Annotated in this window: 25 protein-coding genes and 2 tRNA genes; 10 read left to right on the top strand and 17 right to left on the bottom strand. The window is 65.2% G+C overall.

The features are described 5' to 3' along the window. Position 1: 1 nt before the first annotated feature. From I6A82_RS04095 to I6A82_RS04085, 3 genes are all read right to left on the bottom strand, one after another. Positions 2–544 (bottom strand): ExbD/TolR family protein, encoded by a 543-nt coding sequence (locus I6A82_RS04095; protein WP_198093841.1) that lies wholly within the window; start codon positions 542–544, stop codon positions 2–4. 96 nt (positions 545–640) lie between these two features. Next, entirely contained in the window at positions 641–1,468 is an 828-nt protein-coding gene (locus I6A82_RS04090) for a MotA/TolQ/ExbB proton channel family protein (protein ID WP_187335143.1), read from the bottom strand. Between the two features lie 74 nt (positions 1,469–1,542). Further along, entirely contained in the window at positions 1,543–2,247 is a 705-nt protein-coding gene (locus I6A82_RS04085; RefSeq protein ID WP_187335142.1) for an energy transducer TonB, read from the bottom strand. 307 nt (positions 2,248–2,554) lie between these two features. Between I6A82_RS04085 and I6A82_RS04080 the strand changes: the two genes are divergently transcribed. The 3 genes from I6A82_RS04080 (at position 2,555) to I6A82_RS04070 (ending at position 5,465) form a co-directional block, all read left to right on the top strand. Beyond that, complete coding sequence (locus tag I6A82_RS04080; protein ID WP_198093840.1) at positions 2,555–3,430, top strand: hypothetical protein; 876 nt, start codon at positions 2,555–2,557, stop codon at positions 3,428–3,430. Between the two features lie 89 nt (positions 3,431–3,519). Further along, positions 3,520–4,842 (top strand): homoserine dehydrogenase, encoded by a 1,323-nt coding sequence (locus I6A82_RS04075; RefSeq protein ID WP_198093839.1) that lies wholly within the window; start codon positions 3,520–3,522, stop codon positions 4,840–4,842. Next, complete coding sequence (locus I6A82_RS04070) at positions 4,839–5,465, top strand: transferase (RefSeq protein ID WP_198093838.1); 627 nt, start codon at positions 4,839–4,841, stop codon at positions 5,463–5,465. The genes I6A82_RS04075 and I6A82_RS04070 overlap by 4 nt, the downstream gene beginning before the upstream one ends. Here the strand turns inward: I6A82_RS04070 and I6A82_RS04065 are convergent. Further along, on the bottom strand, positions 5,434–5,907 hold the full coding sequence (locus tag I6A82_RS04065) for a GFA family protein (RefSeq protein ID WP_198093837.1): 474 nt from the start codon (positions 5,905–5,907) through the stop codon (positions 5,434–5,436). The genes I6A82_RS04070 and I6A82_RS04065 overlap by 32 nt on opposite strands. A gap of 134 nt (positions 5,908–6,041) precedes the next feature. Between I6A82_RS04065 and glpX the strand changes: the two genes are divergently transcribed. Both glpX and I6A82_RS04055 read left to right on the top strand, forming a co-directional pair. Next, positions 6,042–7,013: a class II fructose-bisphosphatase gene (gene glpX, locus I6A82_RS04060; RefSeq protein ID WP_198093836.1), complete on the top strand. Its 972-nt coding sequence runs from the start codon at positions 6,042–6,044 to the stop codon at positions 7,011–7,013. 39 nt (positions 7,014–7,052) lie between these two features. Next, positions 7,053–7,205: a hypothetical protein gene (locus I6A82_RS04055; RefSeq protein ID WP_198093835.1), complete on the top strand. Its 153-nt coding sequence runs from the start codon at positions 7,053–7,055 to the stop codon at positions 7,203–7,205. A gap of 3 nt (positions 7,206–7,208) precedes the next feature. On the opposite strand, the gene I6A82_RS04050 is transcribed toward I6A82_RS04055, so the two are convergent. Then, entirely contained in the window at positions 7,209–7,700 is a 492-nt protein-coding gene (locus tag I6A82_RS04050) for a flavodoxin family protein (protein WP_198093834.1), read from the bottom strand. Positions 7,701–7,794: 94 nt separating this feature from the next. Between I6A82_RS04050 and recJ the strand changes: the two genes are divergently transcribed. From recJ to I6A82_RS04035, 3 genes are all read left to right on the top strand, one after another. Next, positions 7,795–9,561: a single-stranded-DNA-specific exonuclease RecJ gene (gene recJ, locus I6A82_RS04045; protein ID WP_198093833.1), complete on the top strand. Its 1,767-nt coding sequence runs from the start codon at positions 7,795–7,797 to the stop codon at positions 9,559–9,561. 42 nt (positions 9,562–9,603) lie between these two features. Beyond that, positions 9,604–9,678 (top strand) — tRNA-Glu (locus I6A82_RS04040). Positions 9,679–9,710: 32 nt separating this feature from the next. Next, positions 9,711–9,785: transfer RNA gene (locus tag I6A82_RS04035), tRNA-Glu, on the top strand. 21 nt (positions 9,786–9,806) lie between these two features. Here the strand turns inward: I6A82_RS04035 and I6A82_RS04030 are convergent. The 10 genes from I6A82_RS04030 to I6A82_RS03985 form a co-directional block, all read right to left on the bottom strand. Continuing rightward, a complete protein-coding gene (locus tag I6A82_RS04030) occupies positions 9,807–11,051 on the bottom strand; it encodes a cation:proton antiporter domain-containing protein (RefSeq protein ID WP_198093832.1) in 1,245 nt (414 codons plus the stop codon). Between the two features lie 9 nt (positions 11,052–11,060). Continuing rightward, positions 11,061–12,824 (bottom strand): complex I subunit 5 family protein, encoded by a 1,764-nt coding sequence (locus tag I6A82_RS04025; protein ID WP_198093831.1) that lies wholly within the window; start codon positions 12,822–12,824, stop codon positions 11,061–11,063. Between the two features lie 25 nt (positions 12,825–12,849). Beyond that, on the bottom strand, positions 12,850–13,200 hold the full coding sequence (locus I6A82_RS04020; RefSeq protein ID WP_187335132.1) for a sodium:proton antiporter: 351 nt from the start codon (positions 13,198–13,200) through the stop codon (positions 12,850–12,852). Next, positions 13,197–13,991, bottom strand: coding sequence for an MnhB domain-containing protein (locus I6A82_RS04015; protein ID WP_198093830.1), 795 nt, complete (start codon positions 13,989–13,991; stop codon positions 13,197–13,199). Before I6A82_RS04015 ends, I6A82_RS04020 begins: the two co-directional genes overlap by 4 nt. Beyond that, the gene (locus I6A82_RS04010; RefSeq protein ID WP_187335130.1) at positions 13,988–14,239 is read right to left on the bottom strand and encodes a Na(+)/H(+) antiporter subunit B; all 252 of its coding nucleotides are present in this window, start codon (positions 14,237–14,239) and stop codon (positions 13,988–13,990) included. Before I6A82_RS04010 ends, I6A82_RS04015 begins: the two co-directional genes overlap by 4 nt. Beyond that, the gene (locus I6A82_RS04005; protein WP_187335129.1) at positions 14,236–14,520 is read right to left on the bottom strand and encodes a monovalent cation/H(+) antiporter subunit G; all 285 of its coding nucleotides are present in this window, start codon (positions 14,518–14,520) and stop codon (positions 14,236–14,238) included. Before I6A82_RS04005 ends, I6A82_RS04010 begins: the two co-directional genes overlap by 4 nt. Continuing rightward, the gene (locus I6A82_RS04000) at positions 14,517–14,771 is read right to left on the bottom strand and encodes a monovalent cation/H+ antiporter complex subunit F (protein WP_198093829.1); all 255 of its coding nucleotides are present in this window, start codon (positions 14,769–14,771) and stop codon (positions 14,517–14,519) included. Before I6A82_RS04000 ends, I6A82_RS04005 begins: the two co-directional genes overlap by 4 nt. Continuing rightward, complete coding sequence (locus tag I6A82_RS03995; RefSeq protein WP_198093828.1) at positions 14,768–15,235, bottom strand: hypothetical protein; 468 nt, start codon at positions 15,233–15,235, stop codon at positions 14,768–14,770. The genes I6A82_RS04000 and I6A82_RS03995 overlap by 4 nt, the downstream gene beginning before the upstream one ends. A 121-nt stretch (positions 15,236–15,356) precedes the next feature. After that, positions 15,357–17,513 (bottom strand): prolyl oligopeptidase family serine peptidase, encoded by a 2,157-nt coding sequence (locus tag I6A82_RS03990; RefSeq protein WP_198093827.1) that lies wholly within the window; start codon positions 17,511–17,513, stop codon positions 15,357–15,359. Positions 17,514–17,559: 46 nt separating this feature from the next. Then, entirely contained in the window at positions 17,560–19,062 is a 1,503-nt protein-coding gene (locus tag I6A82_RS03985; RefSeq protein ID WP_198093826.1) for a S10 family peptidase, read from the bottom strand. A 306-nt stretch (positions 19,063–19,368) separates the two neighbouring features. Here I6A82_RS03985 and proB point away from each other — a divergent pair, with 306 nt between their 5' ends. Next, on the top strand, positions 19,369–20,481 hold the full coding sequence (gene proB, locus I6A82_RS03980; RefSeq protein WP_187335124.1) for a glutamate 5-kinase: 1,113 nt from the start codon (positions 19,369–19,371) through the stop codon (positions 20,479–20,481). A gap of 150 nt (positions 20,482–20,631) precedes the next feature. Continuing rightward, positions 20,632–21,888 (top strand): glutamate-5-semialdehyde dehydrogenase, encoded by a 1,257-nt coding sequence (locus I6A82_RS03975; protein ID WP_198093825.1) that lies wholly within the window; start codon positions 20,632–20,634, stop codon positions 21,886–21,888. 122 nt (positions 21,889–22,010) lie between these two features. Here I6A82_RS03975 and I6A82_RS03970 read toward each other — a convergent pair whose 3' ends face one another. Together I6A82_RS03970 and I6A82_RS03965 are read right to left on the bottom strand one after the other, a co-directional pair. Continuing rightward, entirely contained in the window at positions 22,011–25,391 is a 3,381-nt protein-coding gene (locus I6A82_RS03970) for an amidohydrolase family protein (protein WP_198093824.1), read from the bottom strand. 83 nt (positions 25,392–25,474) lie between these two features. After that, positions 25,475–26,758 (bottom strand): glycoside hydrolase family 130 protein, encoded by a 1,284-nt coding sequence (locus I6A82_RS03965; RefSeq protein ID WP_198093823.1) that lies wholly within the window; start codon positions 26,756–26,758, stop codon positions 25,475–25,477. Positions 26,759–26,772 lie beyond the last annotated feature (14 nt).

Genomic DNA, 26,772 nt, shown 5'->3' with positions numbered 1-26,772 from the left:
ATTACAGGGCGGTCTGAATCTCGATCGGCGTGGAAATGAACCCGACCTTCGAGAAACCGGCAGATTGCATCTGGTAGATCGCACCGCCGATGCAGCGATACGGGGTGTTGATGTCACCGCGGATGTGCACCTCCGGCAGATCTTCCGGAGCGACCTGACCCGATTCAATCGCAGCCGGCCCGCCTAGTGCATCGATCTCGGCCTCAAGCTTCTTGACGGCCCGGTCGACCAGCTCCGTCGAATCGATCGGCGTCACGTTCCAATAGACCCGGCACTGGCCGTTCGGCGATGCGCCTTCGAAACCCGGCTCACCAGGATCGACACCGTTCACGTCCGTCGCGCTGACCGCGAGCAGAACGTTCTCCGGCTTCGTGATGGTCGGCTCGAACTTCACAACCGGCAATTCGAGATCAACCGTCTGGATCACGACCGGAATAGCGATGAGGAAGATGATGAGAAGCACCAGCATGACGTCCACGAGCGGCGTCGTGTTGATGTCGGACATCGGCGTCTCTGCGCCTCCGCCTCCCGAACTGATGGCCATTGATTAAATCCTCTGATCTTCTCGGCCGTGTCCGGCCATTACGTCTTGCGTCTGAAGCTTGCGGGCGGGGTAAGGCCCCCGCCCGCCTGCCTTGAATTAACGCTTCGTCGTGGTCGTGCCGGGACGCTCGGTCGTGCCGGGCTTCACCGCCGGGGACTGCACGCCGCCGGCCTGACCGGACGACTTGGTCACCGGCTTGGTGGCAGTCGACGTGTTGGTAGCGATCTGCGGCTTCACGCGGCCATCCGAACCCATATAGGCGAGGAGGTCGTTCGAGAAGCTGTTGAGATCACGCAGGATGTACTTGTTACGGCTCTGGAGCCAATTGTAGGCAAGCACCGCGGGAACGGCCACGAACAGGCCGAGCGCCGTCATGATAAGCGCCTCACCGACCGGGCCGGCAACGGCGTCGATCGATGCCTGACCGGCAATACCGATCTTGATGAGCGCCGAGTAGATGCCGATCACGGTGCCGAGCAGGCCGACGAACGGTGCCGTTGCACCCACGGTAGCGAGGAACGCCAGACCGCTGTTGAGCTTGGTGTTGATCGACGCCTCCGAACGAGCGAGCGAACCGTGCAGGTAATCATGCGCTTCCTGTTGGTCGGTCATCTGGCCGTGACGCTCTTGTGCATGCAGGCCGTCATCGACGAGCTGCTTGTAGGCGCTGTTCTTTTCCAGCTTGGTCGAGCCTTCCTTCAGGCTGGACGCACGCCAGAAACCGGCGCGGGCCTTCTTGCCCTGATTGATCACCTTCTGCTGTTCGAACAGCTTGGTGAACAGGATGTAGAAGGAACCGACCGACATAATCACCAGGACGACAAAGATCGCCCAGCTGATGAAACCGCCTTCGTTAAGAGCCTCCAAGAGGCCGAACTTGTTCTGCGAGCCACCGGCTGCAGCGCTCAAGAGTTCAATGGACATGGTGTGACTTTCCTCTTCGAAATATATTCAAGCTGCGTCGCGGAGCCGGCCCCGGCAGGCCCCGCGCACTGATCTTAATCCGGAATTTCCCAGCGAACGCGCGTGGTATAGCTGCCCGTTGTGGGATTGCCCTGCGAATCCAGCGCCGGCTTGAAGCGGGCACGCCGGGTTGCGTTACGGCACGCCGCGTCGTCGAGCTCACTACTTCCGCTCGAGCTGGTGATGGAGCACCCGCTCACACGGCCGTTAGAGCCCACGGTCAGACGGAAACCGGTGGTTCCGGTCGCCCCTTCACGTAGCGCACGCGACGGATAGTCGTTCTGCGTAACCCAGCCGCCAGGATTGTTCGACGGCTCCGGGTTCGCGCGCTGCGGAGGCGGCGGCGGGGGCGGAGGCGGCGGAGGTGGCGGCGGCGGAGCCAGCTTCGGAACCGGACCGATCTTGTTAAACGTCGGCGTGACAGGCGCTGCCGGCGGGATATCCCGAACGGTAGCAACCGGCGGCGGCGGCGACGGTGTCTTCACGATCGGCGGCGGCGAGACGATCGGCGGATCGACTTGCGGCTGCGGATCGGGTTCCGGTGGCGGCGGCTCTTCCGGCGGCGGTGGCGGCGGCTCCTCTTCCTGAACCTCCACGACGTTCAGGTCTTGTGCCACCTTCTTCACCGCCTGATATGCCAGACCGGTGATAACAGCATACCCGATCAGCACATGGATGATGACAACGATTACGATCGAAACGAGCTTAGTATTGCTCATTTCCTGGTCTGCATAGGCCATTCGGCTGCGTTGCTCCTTCACTTCCCCGCAGGACACGAACCAACACTGCTAAAGCAGCAATCGGCCCGCGCGCAACGGCTTTCTCTCCTCAGGCATCCTCGCCTTAACCGCGCTCCCCGGCCGGGGCAATGCGCTTAATGCATAGGGTATGCCCAGTCTCCCAAGCGCAGACTGACCTGTATTGTACGTCCGGCCCGCAAAATGGATGCGGTGCACGGTTCATACGATTGACAGGGCACATCGGACATGGGCCTTTAACCACAAGCGTATGACAGATCAGGGGCAGTAGTCCATGCGGAATGTAAGAATGTATCAACTCATCGCGTCTACGGCGATGTTCCTGGGCGGCTGCGCCAGTGTGCCGAGCGCCGCTTATGACCGCGCGGCCGAAGAAAATCCGCCCAGCTATGTCGCCGTCGCCGATCAGGTGACGCAGGCCCCCGCGATCGTCGATCTCAGCGTCACCCGCGCCACCGAACTGGGCGCAGACCGGGCCGGGCCACTGCCACCGGGGATCGCGCGCGTTTATGTGGAGGCGGATGTCAACAGCCTGATCCGCGGGTCGAGCGCCTTGCCGCCGCAGATTCGCTTCCTTGCCGATGTTCCGCGCGATGCCCGGGGGCGTGCGCAGAAGCTGAAAGGCGGCCGCTACTTCGCCTTTGGCCGCATCACCGGAAATGGAGAGCTGCAGCTTTCCGGCCCGGCATCGCTGCTGGCTTATGGTCCGCAGACCGATTCGCTGGTGCGGCAGGTGGCGCGCGAGGCGGTGGCGATCGATGCGCCCGCGCCGATCACCGGCGTGACCAGCGCGTTTCACGTGCCGGGCAATATTCCGGGCGAGGGCGAGACGCAGATATTCCTCTCGACCGCAGAAAAGCGCCCGATCGCGATCAGCGTGCTCAGCCGTCCGGGCCAAGAGAAACGCTGGTCCGTATCGCTGACCGAAATTGTGGACGAGGCCGCAGAGGCACCGCGGCGCGACACGCTGTTATGGTATCGCCTTGCCTGCAACGGCCTTCCAAACCAGCTGCCCGCCTCCGCTTTGTCGAGCGGCGATCCGGTGAACGATGCGCGTGCACGCGAGGATTACCAGTTCGTGCGCCGCTCGGTGGGGTCATGCAGCGCCAAGGCACCGCTATCGGATGCGCCGCTGATCATGGATCGGCCGCGCGACATCAGATAGAATATAGGAGAAAGAGCTGGGGCTGGCCATGAAGCGTCCCAGAGGGTAACCGCCGCCTCACAAAAATCAGGCGAAAAGGCAGCTCTCCCATGACTCAGCCCTCCTCGAACCGCCCTTCCGAAGCGCAGCCGCTGCGCGTGGCTCTTGCCGGTCTCGGCACGGTCGGCACCGGCGTGGTCCGCCTGATCGAGGAAAACCGCGATCTGATTGCGCGGCGCGCGGGGCGGCCGGTGGAGATCGTCGCGGTAAGCGCGCGGGAGCGCAATCGCGATCGCGGGATCGACCTCAGTGCCTATCGCTGGTGCGACGATATGGCTGCCTTCGCGCAGGATGAGGACGTCGAAGTGGTGTGCGAGCTGGTCGGCGGATCGGACGGCCCGGCGCTGGCGCTGGCACGCGCGGCGCTCGGCAACGGCAAGGCGCTCGTCACCGCGAACAAGGCGCTGATCGCCCATCACGGGCTGGAACTGGCGGAGATCGCCGAGAAATCAGATGCGCCGATGCTGTTCGAGGCGGCTGTGGCGGGTGCCATTCCGGTGATCAAGGGCCTGCGCGAAGGCGCCGCGGCGAACCGGATCGAGCGGGTTTACGGCATCCTCAACGGCACCTGCAATTATGTGCTCTCCGCGATGGAGGCGAAGGGCGAGGATTTCGGCAAGGTCCTCGCCGATGCGCAGGCCATCGGCTATGCTGAGGCCGATCCCGCCTTCGATATCGAAGGCACGGACGCGGCGCACAAGCTGTCTATCCTCGCCTCGCTCTGTTTCGGCACGAAGCTCGATTTCGCGAGCGTGGAAACGCGCGGCATCACGCAGGTGCGCGCCGAGGACATCGCCCAGGCCCGCGCGCTCGGCTATGTCATCCGCCTGATCGGCTTTGCCGAAGCGGATGGCGGCAAGCTGTTCCAGCGGGTGCACCCCTGCCTCCTGCCCCTCGCCCACCCGCTCGCGCGGATCGACGGGGCGACCAATGCGGTGGTGGCCGAAGGCAATTATTCGGGCCGCCTGCTGTTTCAGGGCGCGGGTGCGGGCGACGGCCCCACCGCCAGCGCGGTGGTCGCCGATCTGGTCGACCTCGCGCGCGGCCAGACGGGGCACAGCTTCGCCATGCCCGCCAGCGCGCTGGAGCCTGCGGAGACGGCGGAAACGGGCCACCGCTCGGGTAAGGCCTATCTGCGCTTCGAAGTGGCCGACAAAGTCGGCGTGCTCGCGGAGATCGCCGCCGCCATGCGCGATGCGGGCGTTTCCGTGGAAAGCTTGATCCAGCCCGCCCTTGCCGGCGGCGATACCGCGCTGATCGCCATCGTCACGCATGAGGTGGAGGAGCGCTGCATCGATCAGGCGCTCGCCAAACTTTCCGGATCGGACAGCCTGAAGGCCGAACCGATGGTCATGCACATCATGAACGCATGAGCGCGGCCCCGGCCATTGCGGATTATGTTACCGCGTGGCGGGATTCCGCTTGGGGTGCCGAGGTTTCGGTGCCCTGGGAAGCCACCGCGACGGCGGAAGAGCTGATCGAGCAGGCGGTAGCCGATCTGGGCGACGACTATATCCGCGAAGGCACGGTCGCGCGCCATCGCAGTGCCGTAATCGAACCCGGCGCCATCCTGAAAGGGCCGGTGTTGCTGGAGGCGAACGCCTTCATCGCATCCGGCGCTTATATCCGCGGCGGCGTTTACCTCGGCGCGGGCTGCATCGTTGGCCCGCAGTGCGAGGTGAAGACAAGCTTCCTGTTCGGCGGTGCCAAGATCGCCCACTTAAGCTTCGTGGGCGATTCGATCCTGGGAAGCGGCAGCAATGTCGAGGCCGGGGCGATCATCGCCAATTACCGGAACGAGCGCGGCGGCGCGGCAATCAGGATCGCGACGGATGATGGCGTTATCGAGACGGGCGCGACGAAGTTCGGCGCTCTCCTAGGCGACGGAGCCCGTGTCGGCGCCAATGCGGTGATCGCGCCCGGTGCGCTGATCGCTCCCGGCGCGATCGTTCCGCGCATGACGCTTATCGACCAATGGCCGCAGGAAACGGACTGACCCCGGCGCCCCAGCGCTCGCTGCGCTGGTAAATCAGCACGCCCGCTTGCCGGGTGCCGGCGCCCGGCGGGCGGTCGTTCGGATGGCTCTGGCCGTCATTCACCACCACGCGGTCGAAGTCGAACGGGCTCAGACCCTCCAGGCACGCGACGTTGACGCCGAGTTCGTCGGGGTTCGATCGGCGACGGTGATGGGTGTAAATGCCGCAGACCGAGCAGAAATAATGCTCCGCCGTCTTTGTACCGAACTGGTAGAGCGTCAGCCGGTCCGCGCCGTCCGTCACCGTCAGATCGCCAAGCATCGCGGTCACCGCCACCGCGCCGCGGGCCGCGCAATAGGAACAGTCGCACCGGCGCGCACTCGCCAGCCCGTCGGCCAGCCGCACATCGAACCGCACCGCGCCGCAATGGCAGCGCCCTGCCCGCGTTTCTTCGTCCGCCATCGCATCATCCTTTCGTCGGGCCCGCCCGCCATGGTCGCGTGCCATTCTCGACATTGCAACAACCCTCGCCTATCGCTCGCGCGCGGGCCCGGCCGGGCCGAAGCCGGAACAAGGCGAAAAATCAGGAGACCGTGATGCCCAAGCCCAGCGATATTCTCGACCGTGTCCTCGTGCTCGAAATGGTGCGTGTCACCGAAGCCGCGGCGATGGCGGCCTCCAAAATGATCGGGCGCGGCGACGAAAAGGCCGCCGATGCCGCCGCCGTGGAAGCCATGCGCCGCGCGTTCGACAATCTGGAAATGGACGGCACCGTGGTGATCGGCGAAGGCGAGCGCGACGAAGCGCCGATGCTGTTCATCGGCGAAAAGGTGGGCGGCGCGCCGGGTAAGGGCCCGAAGATCGACATCGCGCTCGATCCGCTGGAAGGCACCACCATCACGGCCAAGGCCGGCCCCAATGCGCTCGCCGTGCTCGCCGCCGCCGAAGAGGGCTGCCTCCTGAACGCGCCGGACGTCTATATGGACAAGCTGGCCTGCGGGCCGGGCTATCCCGACGGGATCATCGATCTCGACAAGTCGGTGCGCGAGAATGTGGAGTCCGTCGCCAAGGCGAAGGGCGTGGAGCCGAACGAGATCATCGTCTGCGTGCTCGATCGGCCGCGTCACGAGCAGCTGATTTCCGAACTGCGCGAAATCGGTTGCGGCATTCAGCTGATCCCCGATGGCGACGTGGCCGGGGTGATTGCGACCACCGACGAAGACACCACGATCGATCTCTATATGGGTTCGGGCGGCGCACCCGAAGGCGTGCTCGCCGCCGCGGCGCTGCGCTGCGTGGGCGGCCAGTTCAAGGGCCGCCTCCTGTTCCGCAACGACGACGAACGCGCCCGCGCCGCCAAATGGGGCATCACGGACCTGAACAAGCAGTACGATCTCAAGGAACTGGCCAAGGGCGATTGCATCTTTGCCGCCACCGGCGTCACCGACGGATCGCTGCTGGAAGGCGTGAAGAAGCTGCGCCGCGGCGTCACCACGACCGAAAGCGTCGTCATGCGCGCCTCCAGCGGCACCGTCCGCTGGGTAAAGAGCGAACACAAGACGCAGTAATTGCGGAACGGGCCGGTGCCTGCGTCCATTCCAACGGACATGGACAAACAGAACCGGCCTACCGGCCCCAATATCGATGCCCGCGACGCGCGGGGCGGACAGATCATTCTGAAGAGCAAAGCCGCGCGCATCCTGTTTTTCGGCGCGCTGATCCTGCTCGGCATCGTCGCGATCTGGGGCTATACGCGCTAGCCTTCAGAACACGCCCATTTCCAGGCCTGCGGCCAGCGTTGCGCCGAGATTGCGGGCTTCGGCCAGCCTGTCTTCGGGGATGGTTTTGTCCGCCAGGATTTCCTCCGGCGTCTGCGTCTTTACGTTGACGATCGGCGTGTCGGCGATGCGTTTGAGGCGCCAGCCGGTGCAGATGCGCTCGAGCTGCTTTTTCGCATTTTCGCCGTCCGATCCTGCGCAGATGATCGCGGCATAGGGACGGCCCTCGATCTTCCCGAGCACCGAATAATAACTCCGGTCGAAAAATTCTTTCATGCCGCCCGCGATCGCCGCGAGATTTTCCGGGCAGGCAAAAAGATAGCCGTCCGCGGCCAGCAGATCGTCCGGGCCCGCCGCCCCCGCCGTCAGAAATTCCAGTTCGACCTCGCCAGCATCCCGCGCGCCGTCGCGGGCGGCTTCGGCAAGCTGTCGGCTGCCGCCGGTGCGGCTGAAGTGGACGATGAGCAGGCGTTTCATGACAGCTCTCCTATCCGATTCTGCGCTCATGGTCGAACGGGGGCCGTGAGATTAGCGATTCACTCTGCATGCGGATTCGGCTAATCCTGAAAGCATGCAATTCGTCTGTGATATCGAGCGGTCGCTTTCCGGCCAGCCATGGCGCTGGCGCGGTCGCGGCGCCGATGCGCGGGCCGGAGACTTCCGGCCGGACGATTTGCTCACCCAGCTGATGCTGGCGCGCGGCTGTCCGCGTGAGGCGCTGGACGCGCATCTCAGTCCCTCGATCACCGGCTTCCTGCCCGATCCCGCGATTTTCAAGGACATGACCCGCGCGGCGGAGCGAATCGCCGATGCGGTGGAGCGGCAGGAAAAGCTGGTCGTCTTCGGCGATTACGACGTCGACGGCGCCACCAGCGCGGCGCTTCTGATTCGCTTTCTCGGCCAGCTCGGCCTCTCCGCCTCCGCCTATATTCCGGACCGGCTGATGGAAGGCTATGGCCCATCCGGAGAAGCGCTGGTGCGGCTCGGCGCGGAGGGCGCGGACCTGGTGGTCACCGTCGATTGCGGCGCGATGGCCTACGACGCTCTGGCTGAAGCCAAGGCGGCGGGGGTCGAGGTGATCGTGGTCGATCACCACAAATGCGCCGCCGAGCTTCCCGCCGCGTTGGCGCTCGTAAATCCGAACCGGCTCGATGAATGCGATGAGGCGGCAAGCCATGGCCATCTCGCGGCGGTGGGCGTTGCCTTCCTGCTGGCCGTGGAAATCCGCCGCATCCTCTCCCAGCGCGGCTTTTTCGCGAATCGCGCCAAGCCGCCGCTGCTGGACCTGCTCGATCTGGTGGCGCTCGGCACCGTAGCCGATGTGGCGCAGCTCAAGGGGCTCAACCGCGCGTTCGTAGCACAGGGGCTGAAGGTGATGGCCGCGCGGCGCAACACGGGGCTCAATGCGCTGATCGACGCCAGCCGCCTCAACCGCGCGCCGATCTGCAGCGATCTGGGCTTCGCGCTGGGGCCGCGAATCAATGCCGGCGGGCGCGTGGGCAAATCCGATCTCGGCGTGCGGCTGCTCACCACCGAAGACCCGGATGAAGCGCGCGAGATCGCCCACACGTTGGACCTTCTGAACGAGGAACGGCGCGCTATCGAATCGGCGGTTCAGGAGGGCGCGGAGGCGCAGTTGCACGGCCAGCACAACCGTTCGGTTGCGCTGCTATCGGGCGAAGGCTGGCATCCGGGCGTCATCGGCATCGTCGCAGGGCGTATCAAGGAAAAGACCGGCAAGCCCGCCATCGTCATCGCCATCGACGATAAGGGCGTGGGCAAGGGATCGGGCCGGTCGGTCAGTGGAGTGGATCTGGGCGCCGCGATCATCGCCGCGCGCGAGCATGGCCTGCTTGTCGCGGGCGGCGGGCACGCCATGGCGGCGGGCCTCACCGTGGACGCGGACAAGGTGGAGGCGCTCGCGGAATTTCTCGACGATCGCCTGGCTGCCGCGGTGGCGCGGGCGGGGGACGAGCGCGCGATGTTGATCGATGCGCTGCTTTCCCCGCGCGGGCTCAACCCCGAGTTCGTGGGCGCGGTGGAGCGCGGCGGGCCTTATGGCATGGGCTGGCCCGCGCCGCGCGTGGTGGCGGGGCCGGTGCGAATCGTAAAATGCGATGTCGTGGGCAACGGCCATGTTCGCGCGATCGTTTCGGGCGACGATGGCGGGCGGTTCAAGGCCATGGCCTTCCGCGCCGCCGACAGCGTTCTGGGCCAAACCCTGCTGCACGGGGGCCCCGGCACCAAATACTGGCTGGCTGGCCGGGCGAAGATCGACGACTGGGGTGCGCGCCCTGCAGCCGAACTTCATCTGGAAGATGCTGCGATCGCGGCTTGACCGATCGGTGCGCGTTCCCTAAGTGCGCAGCTTCCCGGCGGAGGCCCCTTCGTCTAGCGGTTAGGACGCGGCCCTTTCACGGCTGAAACACGGGTTCGATTCCCGTAGGGGTCACCACCGGGACTTTAGCGCTTCAGGCCACCGCGCATGGCCCCTTCGTCTAGCGGTCAGGACGCGGCCCTCTCACGGCTGAAACACGGGTTCGATTCCCGTAGGGGTCACCAGCCACTTCTTGCGCCTGTAGCTCAGCCCTTCGCCTTATCCTCATAACGCTCCAGCCGCCTGCCGAGCAGATTCGCGAGCGGGGTGGCGCTGATGCCGTGGATGATAACGGACAGGAAAATCACGAGGCTGGCGACCGGCCACAGCCATTCAATGCCCGTCTTGTCGTGCGCCAACATGGCATAATAGGCCGCCGCAACGCCAATCGGACCGAAGAAGCCCGCGAACAATGTTTCATCGCGCTTCTTCAGCGAAGGAATAATCGGCGATAGCACCAGCCACCAGGGCAGCCGCCGGAGCAGCACGAGGGCCAGCGCCAGAAACAGGGCGTTCCAGCCCATCGCCAGCCATTCTTTCCATGGCAGCAGCACACCGATCAAAACGAAAACCGGCAGATCGAAAAAGCGCGTGATCGCGCCGTGCAGATTGTGCTGGTGCGTTTCGATGTCCGAAATGCCGCGGTTGAACATGATCCCCGCCACAAACACCGCCAGGATGCCGTCCGTGCCGATCAGTTCCAACCCGGCCAGCACGGTGAGCGACAGAGCCAGACCGATGGTGAGCAGTGATTCGTCTTCGGAATAGGGTTTTTTCTTGGCCCAGACGAACAGCTTGCCCGCCAGCCAGCCGATGATGCCGCCGATCAGGATTGCACCGCCCACTTCCCAAAGAACGATGCGGCTGGCCCATTCGCCCCAGGCTTCGGCTGCCGGCTTGGTGAGGAGCAAAATCGGCAGCATGACGAAGAGAAAGCCCAGCCCGTCATTCGCGGCGCTTTCCGCCTGAATCAGATGGCGCACACGGGCCGGCACCTTCGCATTGGCGATGCGCCCGGTGACGATCGAGGCGGCCACCACCGGATCGGTCGGCGCTGTAATCGCGCCGATCAGCAGCGCCGGCAGCAGGCCCACACCCAGCAGCGCCGCCGCCATTCCCGCGCCGGTCAACCACATCAACGGCAAACCCAGAAGCAGCACGACGCCCATGTCCCGCCACCAGCTGCGCACATAGGACATCGGCAGGCGCAGCGCAGTGCCCATCACCGCGATGCCGAGCGTGATGCGCGCCACCTCTTCCAGCGTGTTCATGCGGTTGTCGCCGAAAAGCTGCGTTTCCGCGACGTAACCCAGAAGCGGCCCCAGCGCCGCGCCGAACAGCAGGCACAGCGTCACCTCCGAAATCCACAAGCGGTTGCTGATGAGGCCGGCCAGCAGGCTCATCGTCAACACGACGCCGCCGATCGCGAATAGGAGGAGTTCCAGCGCCATTGCCCGCCTTTACTGCCAGCCGATCCACATCGACAGACCGGTTAGGCCCACCGCGGTCCAGACCACATAATCGCCGACCAGACCGGAATGCACATATTCCAGCGCCGTGAAGGGCGCGCGTTCGGCGCGGGCCACCGTGCGGGCAATACGTGCCGTCGGGCGGCGGCGCAGCAGCGACAGGCCCGCGATCAGGATGGCCAGCCCCACGGTCGACAGCGCGGTCCAGGGGAAGGTGGCGGGCGGCGCCAGTTCGGCGAGCGAACCGAGGCCGCTCATGACGGCAAAGCCCTGCCCCGACGCTTCGGCCAAGCTGGCGGGCAAGATGATCGCCAGAGCTATCAACAGGGCCGCAGGCGCCAGCATCAGCGCGAAGGGACGGTCCGCCCGCTCACGCTCCAGCTCGGTCGGCGCGCTCGCTTCCACGCCTGGAGCGCCGCTGAGCCCTGCGAAAATGCGCAAGGTGGCGCGCAACACCGCCGCGCCGGTAAGGACGGTGGCGAAGCTGACCGCCCAGAACAGCGGGCCATGGCCGATGGCGTGATGGATCATCTCCTCGCCACCGTGCAGCGGGCCGAAAGGCAGGCCGGCAAGCATCAGCCCGCCAAGGCCCATAACGACACCGGCGGGCCACCAGCGCCGCCCCTGCCGATACAGCATGATCTCGTCACCCGAGGCGCCGAGCGCCAGCATGATGCCCGCAACCATGAACAGCGCGCCCTTCACCAGACCGTGACCGAGCAAATAGAGCGCAAAGCCGGTCAATCCCTCGGACGACAGGCTGGCAACACCGGTCAGCATGATGCCGAGATGCGAAATGGTGGAAAACGCGAGCAAGCGCTTCAGATGGCGCTGCCCCCACGCCATCAGCGCACCGACGATCGCCGTGACGCCGCCCATCGCCATCAAGGCGGGCTTGGCAAGGGTGATGATCGCGGCGTCTTTGGAAAATACCATCAGCAGCAATTTCATGAAGCCGAACAGGCCGACCGAGACCATCGCGCCGGAGAACACCACCGAAACCGGGCTAGGCGCCACTGCATGCGCGTCGGCGAGCCAGAGGTGGAAGGGCACGATCGCTGCCTTGGTCAGCAAGGCGGCGGCCAGCAGGACCAGCGCCGCGATCAGCACCGGATCGGCTCCGCGCTCCGCCGCCAGCTGCCCCATATAGACCATGTCGAGCGTGCCGAGCCGCGCGTAAACGAGGCCCACCGCGCCCAGCATCATGAAGCCCGCAATGGCGTTGGTGACGACGAAATTGAACGCGCCGTCCAACGCGCTCTGCCCCAGCGGATAGGCGGTGAGCGCAAAGGCGGAGATGCTCATCAGCTCGAACCAGACGAACAGGTTGAACAGGTCTCCCGTCAGGCAGAAACCCTGCATACCAGCCAGAAACAACAGCATCAGGACCTGAAAGTGCGAATGGATGTGGTCGAAATAGCTCCAGGCGAACACGAAGGCGGCGGAAAAGAGCAGGCCGACAAAGGCGGCGACGCCCGCACTCACCGGATCGGCGCGAAAGGCAATCCCTAAAATCAGGTCGCCGCTGCCATGCGCGCCGGGGCTCCATCCGCCGAACCAGTGCATGACCGGCGCGCCTTGGCTCATGGCAACGCTCGCCAGCCAGCCCGACAGCAGCATGACGGCCAGCGACACGGCGAGCGCGGCGATATCCGCAATACGCGGCGGCAATATGTGCGAGACGGCCAGGATCAGCGCCGCCATGCCTAGCGGCAGCAGAACCGTGGCCGGCAAGAGCAGTTCGGGCAGCGTCATGGCAGCGCCCGTGGCCGAACAAGCCTCATTTCGGCTTGCGCAGCGCGCGCACGCTCTGCGGATCGCAGCAACCGGTGCGCTTCTGCACCTGGATGGCGAGGACGAGGAGCAGCGCGGACATCGCGGCACCGATGACAATGTCAGTCAGAATCAGCGCCTGGATCACCGGATCCACCGCAGGGGTGCCGGGCGGATGATCGAAAAACACCGGCGGACCCGCACCCCATTTGTAGCCGAGGCTCAGCAGAAGGACGTAGGTGGAGCTTTGGCAGACGGTAAGGCAGCCAACGAGGTGCACGAAATGGCGCGACGTCGCGATGCCGTAAAGGCCGATGCCGAACAGCCAGGCGGCCACGATCCACGGCAATATGCTCATTGCGTCTCATCCACTTCGTCACCGTCGCCCTCGGCCGGATCGTCTTCCGACGGCTCTCGGGTTTCTTCCATGAATTCCACCATCAGCGCGCCGAAGCTGCCGGCCACCGCCACCGCCACCGCGAAATTGCCGAGGATCATCATCCCGCCCGAGATCATCGAGCGGAAGTCGCTGGTCGGAATGATGTTCTCCAGCGCCGCCTTGCCCAGAAACAGCGGGAACGCCGCTGCGGCAACGAACACGAAACCGCCCGTCCCTTCCAGAAAGGCCATGACGGGGCTGGGGATCAGGCGGCGCCATCCGGCATAGCCGTCCCCCAGATAGATCAGCACAAAACTGGTGGCGCACAGTACCCCGGCCTGGAAACCGCCGCCCGGCGTCTCCGTGCCTTGCGCCACGATATAGATACCGAACATCATAACGATGCTGGCCGACAGGCGCGACATCAGCACCACCGCGTCCGATCGCGCTATGACGGGCCGTCCGCGCTTCTGATCGGCGCTGTCGCTCGCATCCTCGCCCCGGCTTCCGCGCAGCAGCATGACGGTGCCGGTCACCGCGCCCACCAGCATCATCTCCTCGCCCACCGTATCGATGCCGCGCACATCGAAGTTCACGGCGGTGATCATATTGGCGACATGGCGCAGGCCCGGAACGATGTCGTTCACCGCCTGCCCGTAAAGCTCGGTGGGAAAGCCGAAGGGCGGCAGCGCGTGCGCCAAGCTCCATATGCTCGGCAGCAACAGCGCAAAGGCGATGAACAGCAGCGAGAGGCGCGCCTTGGCGTTCATTTGCCGCGCCGCTCCCGATCATTGTTGATCGCGGTGAGCGCAACCAGGAACAGCAGTGGCACGATCGCCGCGCCCACGCCGACTTCGCTGATCGCCACATCGGGCGCCTGAAGCACGAAGAAGAACAGGGTAAGGATCAGGCCGTTGATGCCAAGGGCGTAGACCTGCTTGCGCGGATCGCGGGTGATGACGACCATCAGCCCGCCGACCGCCACCAACAGCAGCACGAGGCCGATCAGCCAGCTCACCGCCGTTCGCCGCCGCGGATCTGCAGCGCGCGGGCCACGGCATGGTTGGCGAGCGCCCCGGTGACGATGAGCACGGCGAGGATGAGTACCATTTTCAGCGATCGGCCCGTCACGCCATCGGTGATGAAAGCCGCCGCAACGAAGCAGGCGGTGGCAGCGACGGCGACGAAGCTGGCCGCGTGCAGCCGCTCGAACGGTGTTGCGAGACGAAGAAAGGCGATCGCGCCGATGAGGGTTGCCAGCACGCCGAGGGCCAGCAGCAGCGCGAGCGCGATCGTCACAGCCAGCGCTCCTCGAACAGCGCATAGAGCAGCGTGCCCGGAAGCGAGAGAAGCGCGAGCGACAGGGCGATGTCGATCGCGGCGGGCTGATCGAAGGCGAAATCCATGGCGACGAGCAGCAGCACCGCAATCACGCTGGCAAGCTGGACGGCGGCGAGGCGTCCGGCAATCGGCCCGCGCCAGATTGCGAAGGCCGCCAGCGCGAAAGGCAGGATCAACGCGATCGAGGCGGCAAGCCAGAGATCCGTCATGCCAGCCAGTCCGGACGGTTCGGCCCGTCGCCCTTCAGCAGCTTGTGCCCATAGGCACAGGCGCGATCGGACGTGATGTCGACCACATAGAAGTCCGGTGTCAGCGATCCAGCGATCACGGCAGTGGCGCGCCGCGCGGCCTCGGACGGATCATCGACGGTGCCGAACCGGAAATCCGGCTCTACTGCGCGGCCCGGCGAACCGCCGACCAAGCAGGTTTTCAGAAGGACGCCGCCGATGCGCAGCGTATCGCCCGGCAGGCGGAGGGCGGCACGGACCCAAGGGCCCCAATGCGCTTTCGAAAAGCTGAGACTTCTTTCGCTGCCGAACCGCCGGATGAGCATCGACCAGCCGAGGATCAGAACGGTGAGAATGGCGGCGGAAACGAACTGCACGGTGCCCAGCGCGCCCGCCAGCAGCAGGTAGAATGCGAACAATATCGCGGCGGTCAGCAATCGCATCATCCGGATGTCGCCTCGCAAGTCCCCGATCCGTTTCGCCTGTGTAACGCATGGAAACTCAGGCGAACAGCTTGGAAAACGCGCAAAGCGCCATCCGGATGCGGGGCGCGCGGCCCCGCCCCGATTATTTGCCCTTCAGCACGCTGTTCAGATACACTGTAACCAGCGCCGCGCGCTGTGCATCGGCGATGCGGTCCGCGCCCGCGGCATGGCCGCCTTCGGGATCTTCGTAATAATAGAAGTCGTCCCCGAAATTTTCGAGGCGGGCGGCGAATTTGCGCGCATGAGCGGGGTGGACGCGGTCATCCTCGGTCGAGGTGTAAAGGAACGGCACCGGGTAATCGACGCCCGCCTTCATGTTCTGATAGGGCGAATATTGCCCGATGAAGGCCCAGTCCTCCGGCTTGTCCGGATCGCCATATTCGCCGATCCAGCTCGCCCCGGCCAATAGGTGCGAATAGCGCTTCATGTCGATCAGCGGCGATCCGATGACCGCGCCGCCATAAAGGTCCGGGCGCTGCACGATCGCGGTGGAGGTGAGCAAGCCGCCATTGGAACGGCCAGAAACGGCGATGTCGCCCTTTGTAGAAACTCCCGTGCGGATCAGATCTTCGGCCACCGCAGCCAGATCGTCGAACGCGTTCTGGTGCTTTTCGCGCATCGTCGCCTTGTGCCAGCGCGGCCCATATTCGCCGCCGCCCCGGATATTGGCGAGGACGAAGGCATTGCCCTCCTCCACCCAGAACAGCCCTGCGGGACCGGAACGATAGGGCTGGCCGGTCAGATAGGTCGGCGTCTGGGCCAGGTTGAACCCGCCATAAGCGTGGATCAGCGCCGGTACCGGGCCACTCGCACCCTTTTTGCGCACGAGGAAATAGGGGATCTTGGTGCCGTCCTTGGAGGTGGCAAAGCGCTGCACCACGTCCATGGTCGCGGCATCGAAGCGTGCGGGCAGCGCGTCCACTTTCACGGGCTGCGTACCGGGGCGGACGGCATCGAGCGTGGGCGGCGACAGGAAGCCTTCGACGGTGACGAAGGCGAGATTGCTGTCGCTGGCGGTAGCATCCAGCGTCACGGTGCTGTTGGCGGGCAGCGCCATCGCCTGCTGCGACCAGGCGCCGTCCGCGCCGCGGGTCAGCGCGATCAGCTTGCCCGACACATCGTCCAGCAGCTTCACCCATAGCACCGATTGGCCGGACGCGACCTGCTCCACCGCCTGGCTGCGGCTGGGCATGAACACGCGCTCCACCTGCGGATCGCGGCCCGCGAGAACCTCCGGCACCGAATAGGCGACGATCGCTCCCGCCGGGATGCCGTTCCAGTCGCTCTGCAGCGTGGCGAACAGGCGGCCGTCCAGCATCGCATTGATTTCCGCGTCCTGCGGCAGCGGCGAGGGGATCAGGCGGCCGTCCGGCGCGATATGGCTGACATCGCTATGATAGAAATCCACCGCCTTGTTCAGGATCGGATAGCGCGCGCCGCCATCTTCGAACACGCCCACGCCGGCACTCACATAATCCTTGGGGACGGTGGCGATTTCGGTGGCGGCGGACAGCGGCGCGCCGCGTTTCCAGAGCTTCACGGTGCGCGGATAGCCCGAATCGGTCAGGCTATCCGGGCCGAAATCGCTGGCGACGTACAGCGCGTCCGGCCCGGCCCAGCTCAGCCGCGTCTTGGCGGTGGGGACGGTGAAGCCGCCGTCCACGAACCGGCCCGTGGTCAGATCGAACTCGCGCTCCAGCACGGCGTCGCCGCCGCCATTGGACAGCGCGACCATGCAGCGGGTGTAGTCCGGGGCCAGGCAGTCCGCGCCCTTCCACACCCAGCTCTTGCCCTCCTGCTTGCCCAGCGCATCGACATCGATCAGCGTGCGCCATTGCGGCTTGCCCGCGGTGAAGCTTTCCAGCGAGGCGACGCGCCAGAGGCCGCGCGGATTGGCCTTGTCCTGCCACAAATTGAGCACGCGGTTGCCGATGATCTGATCGGGATTCGCGATCTGACGATCGTCCTGCAGCAGATCGAGCGCGCGGGCCTCATATTGCTTGAAACCCGGCATCGCCTCCAGCGCGGCGAGCGAGCGGGCATTCCACTGGTTCACCTTGGCGAGCGCGCGCTCGCCATGAATGTCCTCCAGATAAAGGTTCGGGTCGGCTGCCTCGGCAGTGCTATCGGCAGCGGCGGGGCCTGCTGCGGGCGCGGCGCCGTCCGCCATGCCGGTCATCGGCGCGGTGCAGGCGGCAGGCAGGATCGCGGCGGCAGCAAGAAGGAGGGGATAACGCATGGAACACATCGCTTTCTGACAGGAAGGATAAGGGGTGCGGCGGCGTTCAGCCGCGCATATTGTAGATGGCGCGTGCATCGCGCTTGAACGCGGCACCGCTGTCGTCGCGGCTGTAGAACATGTGCCCGCCGGGATAGACATCCAGCTTGACGCGCTCCGCCATGCCGAAATCGGGCATCTGATCCACGATCAGCACGCTCGCCATGAACGGGCAGCTGAGATCATCCCAGCCATGCACGATCATCACCGCCATATTGGGATCATTGGCGATCGCCTTGCGCAGGTCCTGCACCGGCTTGTCGTCCGGCTCGCCCCGGTCCCACGCCTCGTTCACTTCATAGCTGAGCGCATGATAGCGCGCGTCCGTCTTCCACCCCACCACGCGGGTGATGAAGTCCACCATCGCGCTGGTGGTCGGCGCGATCAGCGCGTCGAGGATCGGATCGTTGGACCGGCGCTGCGCGGACCAGGGGAAGGGATCGAAGGCGGTGACGTTGCTGTCATAGACGCTGCCGATCGTGCGATCATCCCGGTGGACGGCGCGCAGATACGTGCCCGAATCGATGCGCCCGCCCCGCTCGGCCACCAGATCGCGGTCCAGCCCGGTCAGCTCCGTCACATTATCCACGATCCGCGCGACCGCCGCCGGATCGGAGCGGCCCTGGAGCAAATCGGTCGCGAAAGGACCGCGGGCATAGGCCACCACATCGGCCATCGCAGCCGGGGTCAGCCGCCCCTGCCGCTCCAGATTCGCGGCGGCCATGGACGGCAGATCGATGATCCAGGGCAGCGGCGAGAGCGCGGTGGCCCCGTCTCCGGATGCCGGATCGAGATAGGGCGAAACCATCACGATCCCGTTCAGCCCCACACCGATCTGCGATTGCAGTTCATAGGCGATCCGCGGCGTGCGATATCCGCCATAGCTTTCGCCCATCACATATTTGGGCGAGCGCAGGCGGCCCTCTTTCACCAGCCAGTCGTAGATTACCTTGGAAAGATATTCGATGTCCGGATCGTTGGCGTAGAACGCTTTGTTCGTCTCCTCCTCGTCCACCAGGCTGCGGCTGAAGCCGGTGCCGATGGGATCGATGAAGACAAGATCCGTGAAATCCAGCCAGCTATTGGGATTGTCGGTCGTGATCGGTGCATCGGACGGGGCATCGCCCTGCGCGCCGAATTGCAGGCGCTTCGGCCCCACCGCGCCCAGATTGAGATACACCGAGGACGCGCCCGGCCCACCGTTGAAAGCAAACGTCACCGGGCGGTTCACGTCCGCGCCCGGCACCGTATAGGCGGTGTAGACCACCTGCCCGATCGTCTTGCCCTTCCCGTCGCGCACCGGAATTGTGCCGACCGTCGCATTGTAGGAGATGGTGCGCCCACCGATGACGGCGGACTGCTTTACCGTCTTGTCTGCTGGCAGCGGCGGCAGATCCATCCCCTCATCCACCTTTTCGGTGGTCTGTGTCACCTGCTTCTCCTGCGCGGCACCGGGCGCAGCGATCGATAAGGCGAGCGCGGCAGCGGCGATCCAGCGGAGCTTGGTCATGCAGTGTCCTTCGGAGGAAGCGTTGGTGATGGCGACTGCGACATGCCTGCAGAGGCGCGGCATCCGCAGCGTGGATTACGGGCGATAGTAGAAAGGGGAAAGCCCCGCTGGCAAGCGCCCTCGCCGCTCTTTTCCGGCTTCCGAAAGCTTGGCTGACGGCGGGCCGCATGTGCTGCACCGCGCAAAATTCGGCTCCCGGCCTCGACCTTCGCGGATTCGCTCCCTATGTGTGCCCCGCCTGGCGCGCTGCCCTTTGGGTATCGCGGTGCGCCGCCCGTGACCTGAACTGTCCAAGAAGGATATCCCATGGCCTCCCCTTTCGATGGCGTGAAGCGCCTGGTCGTGAAGATCGGCTCCGCCCTCCTCGTCTCCCCCGAAGGCGAGGTCGAGCGTTACTGGCTTGCCAGCCTGATCGACGATCTGGAGACCCTGCGGCGTGAAAACGATATCGAGGTGATCCTCGTCGCCTCCGGCGCGGTTGCGCTCGGCGCGCGCATTCTCGATCTGCCCGCGGGCGGCAAGAGCAGCCTCGACGATGGCCAGGCCTCCGCCGCGACCGGCCAGATCGCCCTTTCCGGCCTGTTCTCCGAACTGCTGCGCGCGCATCGCCGCCGCGCCGCGCAGATTCTGGTGACGCTGGAAGACCTGCAGGACCGCCGCCGCTATCTGAACGCCTCGGACACGATCGAGCGGCTGCTCTCGCTCGGCGTCACCCCAATCATCAACGAAAATGACAGCGTCACCACGCGCGAGATCCGCTTCGGCGATAATGATCGTCTGGCCGCGCGCGTTGCGCAGGCCGCGCATGCGGACATGGTGCTGCTGCTGTCGAACGTCACCGGCTTGTTCTCGGCCGATCCGGGCAAGGACCCGGACGCGATCTTCCTGAAGACGGTGGACAGCGTGGCCGATCTCGACGTCGATCTCGGCCCGCCCACCGGGCCCGGCACCGGCGGCATGGGTTCGAAGGTGGAGGCCGCGCGTATCGCGGTTGCCAGCGGCATCCAGCTTGCCATCGCGGACGGGCAGAAGCCCAACCCGATCATCCGCTTCCGCGATACCGGCGACGGCACGGTGTTCACGGCCGAAGGCGGCGTGGACAAGCGCAAGGCATGGATCGCGGGCAAGATCGACGTGCGCGGCACGCTGCACGTCAACGAAAACGCCAGAAAGCATCTGATGAACGGCGACAGCCTGCTCACCGAAGGCGTCACCAAGGTGGAAGGCGAATTTTCGCGCGGCGATTCGGTCGATATCCATGACGAGACGGGCCAGCTTATCGCCCGCGGCCTCATCAGCTATGACGATAACGACGCCAAGTCGCTGTGCGGCAAGGATGCGGACGAGCAGGAAGCGATCCTGGGCTATGCCCCCCGCGGATCGCTGATCGACAAGAACAACCTCGTCCTGCTCGTCTGAGCACGCCTCCGCGGCGTCGACGCGGACGGGCAACCATCTGCCCGCCCGATCATTGACGAAAGGAAACGTTCCCGCCCGGCGGACTGCGTTCGCGCGCCTTGGCGCTGCGATGGCCCTCCGGCACCATCTATCGAAGGAGACCCATTTTTCATGGCCGACAATCATGACCAGCTGATCCAGGACATGGGCGAAAAGGCCCGCGCCGCCGCGATGCGCCTTGCCCTCGCCACCACGGAAGGGAAAGCCGCTGCGGTGAAGGCCGCCGCACAGGCGATGCGCGACGACAGCGCCGCCATCCTGGAAGCGAACGCCAAGGACATGGAAAATGCGAGCGACCTTCCCGCCGCGATGCAGGACCGCCTGAAGCTGGATCAGGATCGGCTGAACGGTATTGCCGATGCCGCCGATCAGGTGGCCAGCCTGCCCGATCCGGTCGGTGAGATCATCAAGGAATGGGAACAGCCCAACGGCCTGAAGTTCGAACGCCGCCGGGTGCCGCTGGGCGTGGTCGGCATCATTTACGAAAGCCGCCCCAACGTCACCGCCGATGCGGGCCTTCTATGCCTGATGGCCGGCAATGCCGCCATTCTGCGGGGCGGATCGGAAGCGGTGCATTCCAACCGCGCAATCCACGCCGCCATCGTCAAGGGGGTCGAAAAGGCGGGCCTGCCCGGCGATGCGGTTCAGCTGATGCCGACGCAAGATCGCGGTGCCGTCGGCTCCATGCTGAAGGCTGCAGGCCTCATCGACATCATCATTCCGCGCGGTGGCAAGGGTCTGGTCGCGCGCGTGCAAGAAGAAGCGCGCGTTCCGGTGCTCGCCCATCTCGACGGCATCTGCCATGTCTATGTCGACGGCGCGGCGGACCCCGAAAAGGCGCGCGAGATCGCGGTCAACGCCAAGATGCGCCGTACTGGCATCTGCGGCGCGATGGAAACGCTGCTGATCGACGAAGCCGCGCATAGCTTCGCGCCCGATGTGATCAAGGGCCTGCTCGATGCAGGTTGCGAGGTGCGCGGAGACGCGAAGGTCGAGCAGATGGACGAGCGCGTCAAAGCCGCGAGCGACGAAGATTGGGACACCGAATATCTGGAGCCCATCGTCTCGGCCCGGCTGGTTGACGGCGTCGACGGCGCGGCCCGCCACATCGCCGCACATGGCAGCCACCACACCGATTCGATCGTCACGGAAGACAAGACCATCGCCGCCCGCTTCCTCAACGAAGTCGACAGCGCGATCGTGATGCACAACGCCTCGACCCAGTTCGCCGATGGCGGCGAATTCGGCTTCGGCGCGGAAATCGGCATCGCCACCGGCCGCCTCCACGCCCGCGGCCCCGTGGCGCTGGAAGGCCTCACCACCTACAAGACGGTGGTGCACGGTGAAGGTCAGACCCGGCCTTCCTGAGACGTCTTGGCGAATTCGAGATACTGACGGCGGCCTAACCGTTTGCCGTTCTAGCCAAACAAAAAAGCCGCCCCGCAATCGCTCGCGGGACGGCTTTTTTCGTGGGGATCGAGGCCTGTTATTCAATCCTCCCAGAAATAGGGCATGCGCTTCGTATCGCCGGTCTCGACCTCGTTCATCGTCACCGGATCGTACATTCGCCCACCGAGCATGACATAGGCGATGTCGTCCGAATTGCGGATGTCGACCGTCGGATCGGCATCGAGCACCACCAGATCGGCGAGCTTGCCCTGTTCGAGCGAGCCGATATCGCGGTCCATGCCGAGCGACTGCGCGGCGACGATGGTGCCCGCACCCAGCGCCTCCAACGGGCTCATGCCGCCGCGCACGAAGCTCCACAGCTCCCAATGCGAACCGATACCCGCCTGCTGGCCATGCGCGCCGATGGCGATCTTCACGCCGCGCTCGGCCAGCTTCTGTGCTTCGCGGGCGTTGTCGTCGTCCGCAAACGCCTCTTCGGGTGCCTTGGTCACGCGCTTGCCCGCGGCGGCCAGGGCGGCAGGCGGAGTGTGCGCCTTCAGGAGCGGATGTTCGTAGATGTTCATCGCCTGGCGCCAATAGGGATCGCCCGCCAGCCCCCCATAGGTGACCACCAAGGTAGGTGTGTTGTTGGTGTCAGACTGGCCCATGAACTGCAGCACGTCCTCGTAGAAGGTTTCGAGCGGGACGTTGTGCTCCAGCGTCGAATTGCCGTCCGCGACCAGGTTCATGTCCATGCCGTAAAGCGAGCCGCCCTCGGCCACCACCAGCATGTTTTCGGCGCGCGAGGCGGCGACAACCATCTGGCGCTGTTCGCGCCGGGGTTGGTTGTAGTTCTTCACCGAATAAGCGCCTTGCGCCTTCAGCCGCCGGACATGATCGAGCGCGTCCTGATATTTGTCGATCTCCGCGTAAACGCCATAAGCCTTCGCACCGTAAATAACCTCCCCGGTCGAAAAGATGCGGGGGGCAAGCAGATCGCCCGCCTGCTGCATTTCGCTGGCGACAAAGATTTCGCTCGCCGTGCTGGAGGGATCGTGGATGGTGGTGGTGCCGAGGGCCAGGTTCTGCACCGCGGACCAGTTCTGCTGCGGCACAAGTTCATCCGTGCCCTGCGGCCCGTGCGCATGCGCATCGACCAGCCCGGGGATGATCGTCTTGCCCGTCACATCCACCGTTTTGGTTCCGGATGGCACCTGCACGGAGGCAGCGGGGCCGATGGCGGCGATCCGGTCTCCGTCAATCAGCACCGTGCCGTTCTCGATCACGCCGCCGTCCGCGCCCGCCATGGTGACGATGCGCGCGCCGGTGAGCGCGATGCGGCCCTGATGCTTGTCCGCCCGCACCGTCCGCGCCAGCGACACGCCGGTTCGCGGCGGCGTGAAGGCCACAGGATTCTGCCCCTCGGCCGGCGGCCAGCTGGGAAACAAATTGGCGATTTCGGCGGTGTAAAGCGTCGGCCCCATCGACCAATGGAGGCGCGATCCGTCCCCCTGGAAATGGATATAATCCGCCCCGCCCTCGCTCACGCGGATCACCGGCAGCGCCTTGGCATCGGGTGAGAGCGAGACATTCTGCCCGCCCGGCAGCAGCGGCGCCACGAACGCTTCGTAATTCTGCCGGAAGGCGAGATAATCACCGTTCGGCCCCACCGCGAAGTCGTTGATCAGATCACCATTGGCATGGACGCGCTTGTCCTGGCCACCCAGATCGGTGCTGAACAGCTCGGTCTTGTCGGCGGAGCGGTCGATCATGAAGATGCGCGCGCCGTCGGCGGCGAATTGCCCGCGCGCGGCATCGCGGTTGATCAGCTTCGGCGTGCCGCCCGATGTGGGAACGGTATAGACGCCCGGATTTTCGGACCATTCGGGCGCGGTGAGATATCCGCCTTCATGTTTTTCGAACACGATCAGCTTGCCGTCGGGCGAAAAATGCGGGCGCGCATAATGGCCCGGCTGGCGCGTCACCGCGCGGCCGCTTCCACCATTGGCGGAGATGGTGCGGATCGTGCCCAGCCCCTCGTCCGTCCAGTCGACATAGACGATGCTGCCGCCGTCGCGCGACCAGCTCGGGAAGAGTTCGCGGCTAACACCCTCGCCGCTGGTGAGGCGGCGGGGCGCGCCTGACCCCATGTCCTTCAGGTAGAGCTTACCCAGGCTCTCGAAGACCACGCGGCGCCCGTCGGGCGAGACTTCAGCAAAGCGCGGCATCTTTGCCGTAAAACTGTCCGGTCCGACGGGGATCACCGGATGCGGTGCCTTGGAGACACCGCGCGTGTCGTTCACGCGGAACGGAATGACGCTGGCGTTGCCGCCGTCCGCATCGATGCGGCGGATCTTTCCGCCCGCCCAGAAGACGATTGAGTTGCCGTCCGGCGTCCAGGCCATGTTCGGATAGACGCCGGTGACCGCCCAGGTTTCCTGTACGTCGCGGTCGAGATCGCCATAGATCTCCTTCACCGCGCCCGACGTCATGTCCTTCACCCACAGCTTGGACTTGCCGTCCTCGCGCCGCACGAAGGCAATTCGCTTGCCGTCGGGCGAAGGCTGTGGACGCACCGCGCCGCCAAGGCCGCTGATCGCGGTGGTCGTCTCGCCGGTTTCCAGATCGTAGCGCAAGATATCGAACAGATCCTGGTTCGAATCCTGCGCATATTCGAAGATCGGGCCGGGCGTGACGTTCTTGGTGTAGTAGACCGCGTTGCCGTTCGCCGCGAAGACGGGCTCGCCCAGTTCCTTCTGCCACTGCTCGCTGGGCCGTTCGACCAACTGCACGCCCGATCCGCCCGAGACATGGTAGAGCCAGATCTCCCCGGTGCCGAGCGAACGGCCGGTGGTGAAATGCTTCTTCGCGGCGATATAGCGTCCATCCGGGGACCAGCTCGGCTGGTTCAGTAGGCGGAACTCCTCCTTCGTCACTTCGCGCTTGTCCGAACCGTCGGCGTTCATGATCCAGATATTGTCGCCGCCGCCCCGGTCCGAGGTGAAGGCGATGCGGCTGCCGTCCGGCGAGAAGCGCGGCTGCACTTCCCAGGCCAGCCCTTCGGCGATGCGCACCGGCGTGCCGCCCGCAATCGGCATGGTGTAGATATCGCCCAGCAGCGCAAAGGCGATGGTGCGGCCGTCCGGGCTGACGTCGAGATCGATCCAGCTGCCTTCATCCACATTGATCGGCACCTGAGTGATCTGGAAACCGGGCGGATTGTTCACGTCCCATATGTCCACGCTGGCCGGATCGACCGCGTTCGCAGCCGGTGTAGCGGCGGGCGCAGGTGCTTCGTCCGACTGCGGGAGCTGCGAGGGATCCTCGTCTTTCGCCGTGCTGGAGATGACCTCATCCTCCGGCCCCTCGGTCTGTTCGAGCGGCGGCGGATCGCCATATTCCTGTGCCCAGGCCGCGGACGGGGCGGCGGCGGCAGGCATGGCGAGGAGCGCGGCGATGACGCCGTGCAGCGCATAGTTCATGATTGTCTCTCCCTCTCGGACTTTGCGCCACCGTAGCGAGGGAGTGCCCGGGGACAAGCGGGATCGACGCCGGCCCCCGAAAGCTATTTCAGCCGCGCCAACAACTGCTTGATCGGCACGAACGCGAAGGCGACCGAGCTGTCGGCAATGCCGTAGGGCAGGAACAGCGTGTCGCCGAGGCGCATGGCGCCGCAGGTGTAGACCACATTGGGCACATAGCCTTCGCGGTCCGCATTGGCGGCGGTCAGGATCGGTTCGTCAGCGCGGGCGATGACCTTGGACGGATCGTCTTTGTCCAGAAGCACCGCGCCGATGGCATATTTGCGCATCGCGCCGACACCGTGGGTCAGGAGCAGCCAGCCCTCGTCCAGCTCGATCGGCGAACCACAATTGCCGATCTGGACGAATTCCCAGGGATATTTGGGCTCCAGCAGCTTGTCGCCGCCATCCCAGCGTTCCAGCGAATCCGATTTCAGCAGGAACAGATTCTCACCGTCCTGCCGACCGATCGCCATATAATGATCGCCGATCTTGCGCGGGAACAGGGCAATGCCCTTGTTGCGCGAGGCGGCACCGGCAATCGGTTTCAGGTCGAAATGGCGCCAGTCGCGCGTGCGCAGAAGCTCGGACTGGATCTCGCGTCCCGAATAGGCCGTGTAGGTGCCCAGCCATTCGGTGCTGCCGTCCTCATGCGTGAACTGGACGAGGCGCAGATCCTCCAAGCCGTTGCGCTGCGCATCGGTGATCGGGAAGATTACGGTGCCGGACAAGGTGCTGTCCCGATGGCGGATCACGGTGACGGGCCCCTCGGGCACCTCTTCCTCGCCCTGCGCGGTGTCGGTGGCGGTGGCGAAGGGCGGCTCGGGCGCCAGCCGCAGCTCGCCGTCCTCGGTCGCGATCCCCTCCCGAAAGGCGACCGAGCTGATATGCCCCTCGCCCACCGTGCGCAGCGACATGATGAAGCGGCAGCTGCCTTCGGGCATACCGGACTGGTCCCAATGCGGCACCACGCTGGGGTTCATGATCGCCGCGGCGGCATAGCTATATTCATGGCAGAAATAGGCGCCGATCAGTTGGCGCTTGGTATCGCCGATGTCACCCATCGGCTCTTCCATCTGCGCGTCGATCTCCTCGAAACGGGTCATGAACACGCGGCGGGTCTGCCAGTGACGCGGCTCGAAATCGCGCAGCACGGCTTCCAGCTGCTTGGCGGCCTCGCGGTCCTCCATCTCCAGCACTTCGGCCACCAGCCGCTCGGACCGGCTCTTGTTGATGCCGCTGGCCTGCCAGGCAAGGTGAAAGGGCCGCACGACCACGCGCGAAGGATCGGCGTGGAGGCGGAGATCGTGATCGAAGCGCTTCAGCATATGGCTCGATTGCC

It is taken from the genome of Novosphingopyxis sp. YJ-S2-01 (genome assembly GCF_016093175.1).
Taxonomy (GTDB): domain Bacteria; phylum Pseudomonadota; class Alphaproteobacteria; order Sphingomonadales; family Sphingomonadaceae; genus Novosphingopyxis; species Novosphingopyxis iocasae.
This window is presented reverse-complemented; position numbering and strand designations above follow the sequence as displayed.